7 protein-coding genes, 1 other RNA gene and 1 pseudogene are annotated in these 5,604 nt (G+C 63.7%); 1 reads left to right on the top strand and 8 read right to left on the bottom strand.

Annotation, left to right across the window (positions count from 1 at the left end; translation table 11 throughout):
• The 4 genes and pseudogenes from EN893_RS16350 to mraZ all read right to left on the bottom strand — a co-directional run.
• Positions 1-212, bottom strand: a pseudogene (locus EN893_RS16350) (penicillin-binding protein 2); the annotation flags it as partial.
• On the bottom strand, positions 209-604 hold the full coding sequence (locus EN893_RS16345) for a hypothetical protein (RefSeq protein WP_127271473.1): 396 nt from the start codon (positions 602-604) through the stop codon (positions 209-211). The gene EN893_RS16345 and the pseudogene EN893_RS16350, both read right to left, overlap by 4 nt.
• Positions 605-608: 4 nt before the next feature.
• Positions 609-1,658: a 16S rRNA (cytosine(1402)-N(4))-methyltransferase RsmH gene (gene rsmH, locus EN893_RS16340; protein ID WP_127271471.1), complete on the bottom strand. Its 1,050-nt coding sequence runs from the start codon at positions 1,656-1,658 to the stop codon at positions 609-611.
• Complete coding sequence (gene mraZ, locus EN893_RS16335) at positions 1,655-2,113, bottom strand: division/cell wall cluster transcriptional repressor MraZ (RefSeq protein WP_127271469.1); 459 nt, start codon at positions 2,111-2,113, stop codon at positions 1,655-1,657. The genes rsmH and mraZ overlap by 4 nt, the downstream gene beginning before the upstream one ends.
• Before the next feature lie 410 nt (positions 2,114-2,523).
• On the opposite strand from mraZ, the gene EN893_RS16330 reads away from it, so the two are divergent.
• Positions 2,524-3,639, top strand: a complete 1,116-nt coding sequence (locus EN893_RS16330) for a cystathionine gamma-lyase (RefSeq protein ID WP_127271467.1) — start codon at positions 2,524-2,526, stop codon at positions 3,637-3,639.
• Between the two features lie 9 nt (positions 3,640-3,648).
• Here EN893_RS16330 and EN893_RS16325 read toward each other — a convergent pair whose 3' ends face one another.
• The 4 genes from EN893_RS16325 to EN893_RS16310 form a co-directional block, all read right to left on the bottom strand.
• A complete protein-coding gene (locus tag EN893_RS16325; protein ID WP_127271465.1) occupies positions 3,649-3,951 on the bottom strand; it encodes a type II toxin-antitoxin system RelE/ParE family toxin in 303 nt (100 codons plus the stop codon).
• On the bottom strand, positions 3,948-4,223 hold the full coding sequence (locus EN893_RS16320; protein ID WP_027034949.1) for a type II toxin-antitoxin system ParD family antitoxin: 276 nt from the start codon (positions 4,221-4,223) through the stop codon (positions 3,948-3,950). The genes EN893_RS16325 and EN893_RS16320 overlap by 4 nt, the downstream gene beginning before the upstream one ends.
• A gap of 174 nt (positions 4,224-4,397) precedes the next feature.
• Positions 4,398-4,807: RNase P RNA component class A (gene rnpB, locus EN893_RS16315), an RNA gene on the bottom strand.
• Between the two features lie 50 nt (positions 4,808-4,857).
• Complete coding sequence (locus tag EN893_RS16310; protein WP_127268666.1) at positions 4,858-5,583, bottom strand: lytic transglycosylase domain-containing protein; 726 nt, start codon at positions 5,581-5,583, stop codon at positions 4,858-4,860.
• Positions 5,584-5,604 lie beyond the last annotated feature (21 nt).

Below are 5,604 nucleotides of genomic sequence, written 5' to 3'. Positions count from 1 at the left end.
ACCCGGCTCTGCGGACCGCCCGACATGTCGGGGGTCTGGAAGCCGAGGTAGACCAGCCGCCCTGATATGGTCGAGAAGATACCGAAGAACACCGCCATGGTCATGACGATGCGCGTCCTGCCCTTGCCGCCGGTCGCCTTGCGGGCGCCCTCGACCACGATCGATCCATCTTCACTCGTCCTGGCGCGACGCTTCAGCAGTTTGCCGATCATTGGGCGATGCCTCCGGTCACGACGGGATCCTTACTGTCCGAAGGCGCTTGGTCGGAATTGTCGGCCATGCCGCCCTGGCGTCCCGACAGGATGTCCTGGATGTCAAGGGATTTGGCCGGCAGGTCGCCGATGCCGCCGATCTGGCGAGCGCTGACCGGCTCGAGTTCGAGCTGCGACTTGTAGAGTTCGGCGAGCTTCTGCAGCCGCGACGGCTGGGTAAGCAGGCTCCAGTCGGCCTTGAGCAGGTCGATCGTGTCCTCCTCATAGCGTATCTGCGCATGGATCTTCTGCACCGCGGCCAATTGTTCCTCGGCCTCGCGCTTGGCCTTGTAGGTAAGGGCCGCGACCGCAACCATGACGGCGATCAGGACAATGTCGCTGGTACGAAACACTTAGCTACCTCTCCCCCGGCCGGCCTGTGCCAGGAAGTGTTGGGCCGGGAAGCTTTGGAAGGCCGAAAATCGAAAAATCGCTGCTGCGCGCTGGCGCATCCGTGCGGATTGCCGCGCGCAGCCTAGCCGAACGGGCGCGCGGATTGGCCGCCACCTCGGCGTCGCCGGCAGTCACGCCGCCACCCGCCTTGCGGAACGTCGCGGTGCGGGCATGCGCCTCGGGCAAATGCCGCGAGCCGGTCGCGACATCGGCCCGGTCGGCGATGAAACGCTTGACGATGCGGTCTTCCAGCGAATGGAAGGTGACCACGGCGAGCCGTCCGCCCGGCTTCAGCGTGCGCTCGGCCGCGAACAGGGCCTTGGCCAGTTCGCCAAGCTCGTCATTGACGAAGATGCGCAGCGCCTGGAACACGCGCGTAGCCGGATGGATCTTGTCCTTCGGCGCACGGCCGATATGCGTCTCGATGGCGTCGGCCAGTTCCAGCGTGCGCTCGAACGGGCGCTTTTCACGGCGAGCCTCGATCATGCGGGCGATGCGCCCGGCATGACGCTCCTCGCCGAGGAAGCCGAAGATGCGGGCAAGATCGCCCGGCTTGAAGGAATTGACGACGTCGGCGGCGCTAAGGCCCGATTGCGCCATGCGCATGTCGAGCGGCCCGTCGGCGCGGAACGAAAACCCGCGCTCCGCCTGGTCGAGCTGCATAGAGGACACGCCGATGTCGAGCACGATCCCGTCGGCGCTCTCGACATGTTCATCCAGCGTCGAGAACGGCGCGTGCACCAGGCGCAGCCGACCGCCCGATTGCACTTCCAGATCGCGCCCGGCCGCAATGGCATCCGGATCGCGGTCGATCGCCACCACGGAAGCGCCCGTCGCCAGAATGGGCCTGGTGTAGCCGCCGGCGCCGAACGTGCCGTCGATGATGAGGTCGCCCTGCGCCGGCGCCAACGCTTCGAGCACCTCGGCAAGGAGGACCGGAATGTGGCGAGCCGATCCGCCAACGGCGTGCCCATCTACGGCGCGAGGAAGGTCATCGCCGTGGCCTGCCGTCATTCCGGTCGCTCCCCAGGCTTCGTCCCCTGCCGAAGCTGCAAAAGCCGTGCCCGCGCCTGCGCCCCATAGGCGGCAAGCCGTCCCGGCTCCCAGATCTGAAAGAAATTGCCGCGCCCGACAAAGGCCACTTCCGCCGAAATGCCGGTGTGTTCGCGAAGGAAATCGCTCATCGTGATGCGGCCGTCCTGGTCGAGTTTCAAGAAGGTTCCGTCGCCATGGCAGAAGAACGACATATCGTCCGCCGTCTGCAGGAAGGGATCCTCGAGCGCGATGCGCTGCTCGTAGCGGTCGAGCAGATCGAGCCCGCCGACATCCATCGCCGGCAGATCCAGGCAGCGCAGCGCATAGAGTTCCGAATAGCCGCGCTTCTGCACGACCGCACGGAAATGCGCGGGAACGGACACCCGTCCCTTCGCATCGATCCTGCTCACCGTGCTTGACAGAAACCGGTCCATTAAACGCTACAGCCGCTTGCGCCGCCGCACCCCTCTCCATCTTGTCGCACGCGCCGCCGCAGCGCGCTCCCTGCCCCGCATCAGCCTCATCCGCACGGGCAAAAACCGGCAAACGCGCAGCCGCCGCGGCTGCCCGATTGGCGTACGCTTTACCCTGACACGGAACGAAGGCTTTGATGTCTAGATGGGATATCATGGGGCACTATGGGCGTCAACGGGATTAGGCTTCACAAACACGCGCGCCGCGACCAATGAGAGCAGCCTCGCCGACACGTCTCGTCTTTATGGTCTATTAAGCCTAACGAACCGTTTAGAGCCGCCTGGCCCACCCGGACGCGCCTTGCCGCGCGCCGCTGCCGGGCATAGCGTCTCGCCACATATCGCCGGTCGCAAACAGGGTTGGAAATTCGATGTCTGAAACTGCAAAGTCACGCGCTGCAGCGCTTCCTCACCTGCGTCGCAGCGGGCTTGCCATGGGCGATTCCATTCCCCTGCCACTGACCATGGCCGCCATCTTTCATGCGCCCGGCGACGCCACCGGTTTCAACCAGTACGGGCGATTCAGCAACCCGACCTGGGACGCGGTCGAACATATGCTGGCCCATCTGGAGGACGCGCCTTGCGTCGCCTTCCCTTCAGGAATGGCGGCAATCTCGGCGGCGTTTTTTGCCGTGCTCAAGACTGGCGACCGTATCCTGCTGCCATCGGACGGCTACCACACGACAAGAGCGCTGGCCGATCGCTTCCTCAAGCCGCTCGGCATCGCCTACGATGTCAGGCCTACCTCGACCTTCCTCGACGGCGGCTTCGATGGCTATCGCCTCGCCTTTGTCGAAACCCCTGCCAATCCGGGGTTGGATATCTGCGATATCGCCGCCGTTGCCGATGCTGTTCACAAAGCCGGCGCGATCCTTGTGGTCGACAACACGACCATGACACCCTTCGGCCAGCGGCCGCTCGACCATGGCGCCGATATCGTCGTTGCCGCCGACACCAAGGCACCCAACGGCCATTCAGATGTGCTGTTCGGCCATGTCGCCAGCCGCAATGCCGAGATCATCGCCGCCGTGACCGGCTGGCGCGAAGTTTCCGGCAGCATTCCCGGACCATTCGAAGCCTGGCTGGTGCATCGCGGCCTGGAGACACTGGATGTGCGCTTCGATCGCATGTGTTCCTCGGCGGAAGTCATCGCGCGGCGGCTGCAGGGCCACCGGGCAATCAGCGGCCTGCGTTATCCCGGACTGGAAGGCGATCCGTCGCACAACCTTGCCCGTGCCCAGATGGAGCGCTTCGGCTTTCTGATCTCTTTCGAGCTCGCCTCGGAGGACAAGGCCGAGGATTTCATCAACAATTGCGCCTTGATGCAGGCCGCGACATCCTTCGGCGGCGTCCACACCTCCGCCGAGCGGCGCTTGAAGCGAGGCGATGCCGTTGCCGCCGGCTTCGTTCGCCTCTCGGTCGGCTGCGAGCCGGTGGAAGAGCTCTGGAAGGCAATCGAGACGTCGCTGGACAAGATCGGCGGCTAACCGGACCGATCACGGGCCGAGATCGTCGGCTTCTATGTTGCGATAGCCGTGCAGTACACGAATGATCTCGATCGCGTCGTCACCTACACGATACAAGGTGAGATAGTCGCCAACGAGCAGATGACGGACGCCGGGCGCGATGTCATCGCGCGGCGCGCCGGAGAAGGGATAGGTCTCCAGTTGCTGCCACCGTGCCTCGATGCGATCGAGCAACCTATCCGCTGCGACCTCGCTATCGCGTGCAACATGAAGCCAGATCGCGATCAAATCGTCTTCTGCGCGCGCGTTCCGGGCGATGAATAGCGAATTCATGCTGCGTCGTCAGATCGCAAGCGCCTCCGCGCCTCGGCCTTGATTTCATCCATCGACGCAAATCGTCCCGGCCCGCTGTCTATCCCTTCCTGCACCAGCTTGCGCAACTCATCGAGCGTATAGCCGAAGAGATCGCGCCGATCCTTCCATTGCCGCAGCGCATCGCGGATCACTTCGCTGGCGGAGGCATATTCGCCGGCGGCGACGACATCATCCACCGCCTGCGCCAGTTCCGGCGACAGCGTGATGCTGCGTTTGTCGACCTGTCCCATGAGAGGCTCCCGATACCATTTCCCGATCATGGTACGATTTAATCGCACCGGTTTCAAGCAATGGCCGACTCTCGCTCGCACGGATGAACGGCCGGGCAGGCTTGAATCAACAGGCGCGCCCGAGGGCGCAACCTGCTGAATTCAAGAGACTTCTCTTGATATCGGGGGAGAGAAATTGCCAGCTGGCCTGTAAGCCGGGTTCTGTATGGCCCCCGCCCCTTGCGGGGCGAGAACGTGGCGGCCATTCATCTTGGGCGCATGTTGCCATGCGCCTCACGCAACCTACCCGGACGGTGAGCCGGAAACAGCCCTCGAGGGTTTCCCCTCGCACCGTCCCTATTCGGTCTTGCTCCCGGTGGGGTTTACCGTGCCGCTCCTGTTGCCAGTCGCGCGGTGGGCTCTTACCCCACCCTTTCACCCTTACCCCGAATCCGGCAAGCCGGATCGTGGCGGTTTGCTTTCTGTGGCACTTTCCCTGGGGTCGCCCCCGCCGGCCATTAACCGGCACCGTGTTTCCATGGAGCCCGGACTTTCCTCACCCACGACCTTTCGGCGTTTGCGGGTGCGGCCGCCCAGCCAGCTGGCAGAGCGTATAAAGGGGTTCGCGCCCGAAAACGCAAACGAAAAAGCAGACTTATGCGGGCGATCCCAGCGCAGCCATCTGCACCTTGACCTTGCCGCAATAGGCGGCCGACACCGGGTTCATCCGCGTTGCGGCGTGGCCGGCATTGTATTTCAGAATGGTGCCGCAGGTCGTGCCGCCGCCGAGGCTCCGCGCCATGGCAAGGTATTTCATGCCGTATTTGATGTTGGTGTCGGGATCGAACAGGCCCTTGGCGGAGCCGCTATAGCCCATCATCCGAGCCGTGGCCGGCTTGATCTGCATCAAGCCGATCTCGCCGGCGCCGCCAACGATGTTGGGCCGGTAGTTGCTTTCGATCTGGATAACCGCCGAGGCGAGCGATACCGGAACGCCTTCGATCGCCGCATAGCGGGCAACGATAGCGGAATACTGACCGCTGCTGGCCACCGCGGCCGCCGAGGCTGCCGCGTTCCGGACACCGATCGACGCCGTTGCCGTCATGTCGACGGTTTTTCGGCCACGCTTCGTCTGCTTTCTGGCGGACTTCTTCGGCTTGGACCAGCTTGCTTTTTCCATTTTCGCGGAAGCCCGCTTCGTCGCCTTGGCGTCGTGGCCTGCCTTGCCGCTTCTGGCCTGTGGGGCCTTGCCGCTTTTCGCGGATGCCACGACAGGCCCTTGATCGGCTCGCGGGCTGAGGGGCGCGGCATCTGCGGCACTGAAGGCAAAAGTCATTACGCCGGCAGCAAGAGCTGCCGTTAAAACGGTAAATTTCTGCATGTGATCCTGTTCTGTCTGAAC

It is taken from the genome of Mesorhizobium sp. M7A.F.Ca.CA.004.04.2.1 (genome assembly GCF_004022825.1).
In the GTDB taxonomy this organism is placed as follows: domain Bacteria; phylum Pseudomonadota; class Alphaproteobacteria; order Rhizobiales; family Rhizobiaceae; genus Mesorhizobium.
This window is presented reverse-complemented; position numbering and strand designations above follow the sequence as displayed.

Bases quoted from the DNA above. Each gene is read 5' to 3' on its own strand.
- rsmH (WP_127271471.1), bottom strand. From the start codon at position 1,658: ATGACGGCAGGCCACGGCGATGACCTTCCTCGCGCCGTAGATGGGCAC.
- mraZ (WP_127271469.1), bottom strand. From the start codon at position 2,113: ATGGACCGGTTTCTGTCAAGCACGGTGAGCAGGATCGATGCGAAGGGA.
- EN893_RS16330 (WP_127271467.1), top strand. From the start codon at position 2,524: ATGTCTGAAACTGCAAAGTCACGCGCTGCAGCGCTTCCTCACCTGCGT.
- EN893_RS16325 (WP_127271465.1), bottom strand. From the start codon at position 3,951: ATGAATTCGCTATTCATCGCCCGGAACGCGCGCGCAGAAGACGATTTG.
- EN893_RS16320 (WP_027034949.1), bottom strand. From the start codon at position 4,223: ATGGGACAGGTCGACAAACGCAGCATCACGCTGTCGCCGGAACTGGCG.
- EN893_RS16310 (WP_127268666.1), bottom strand. From the start codon at position 5,583: ATGCAGAAATTTACCGTTTTAACGGCAGCTCTTGCTGCCGGCGTAATG.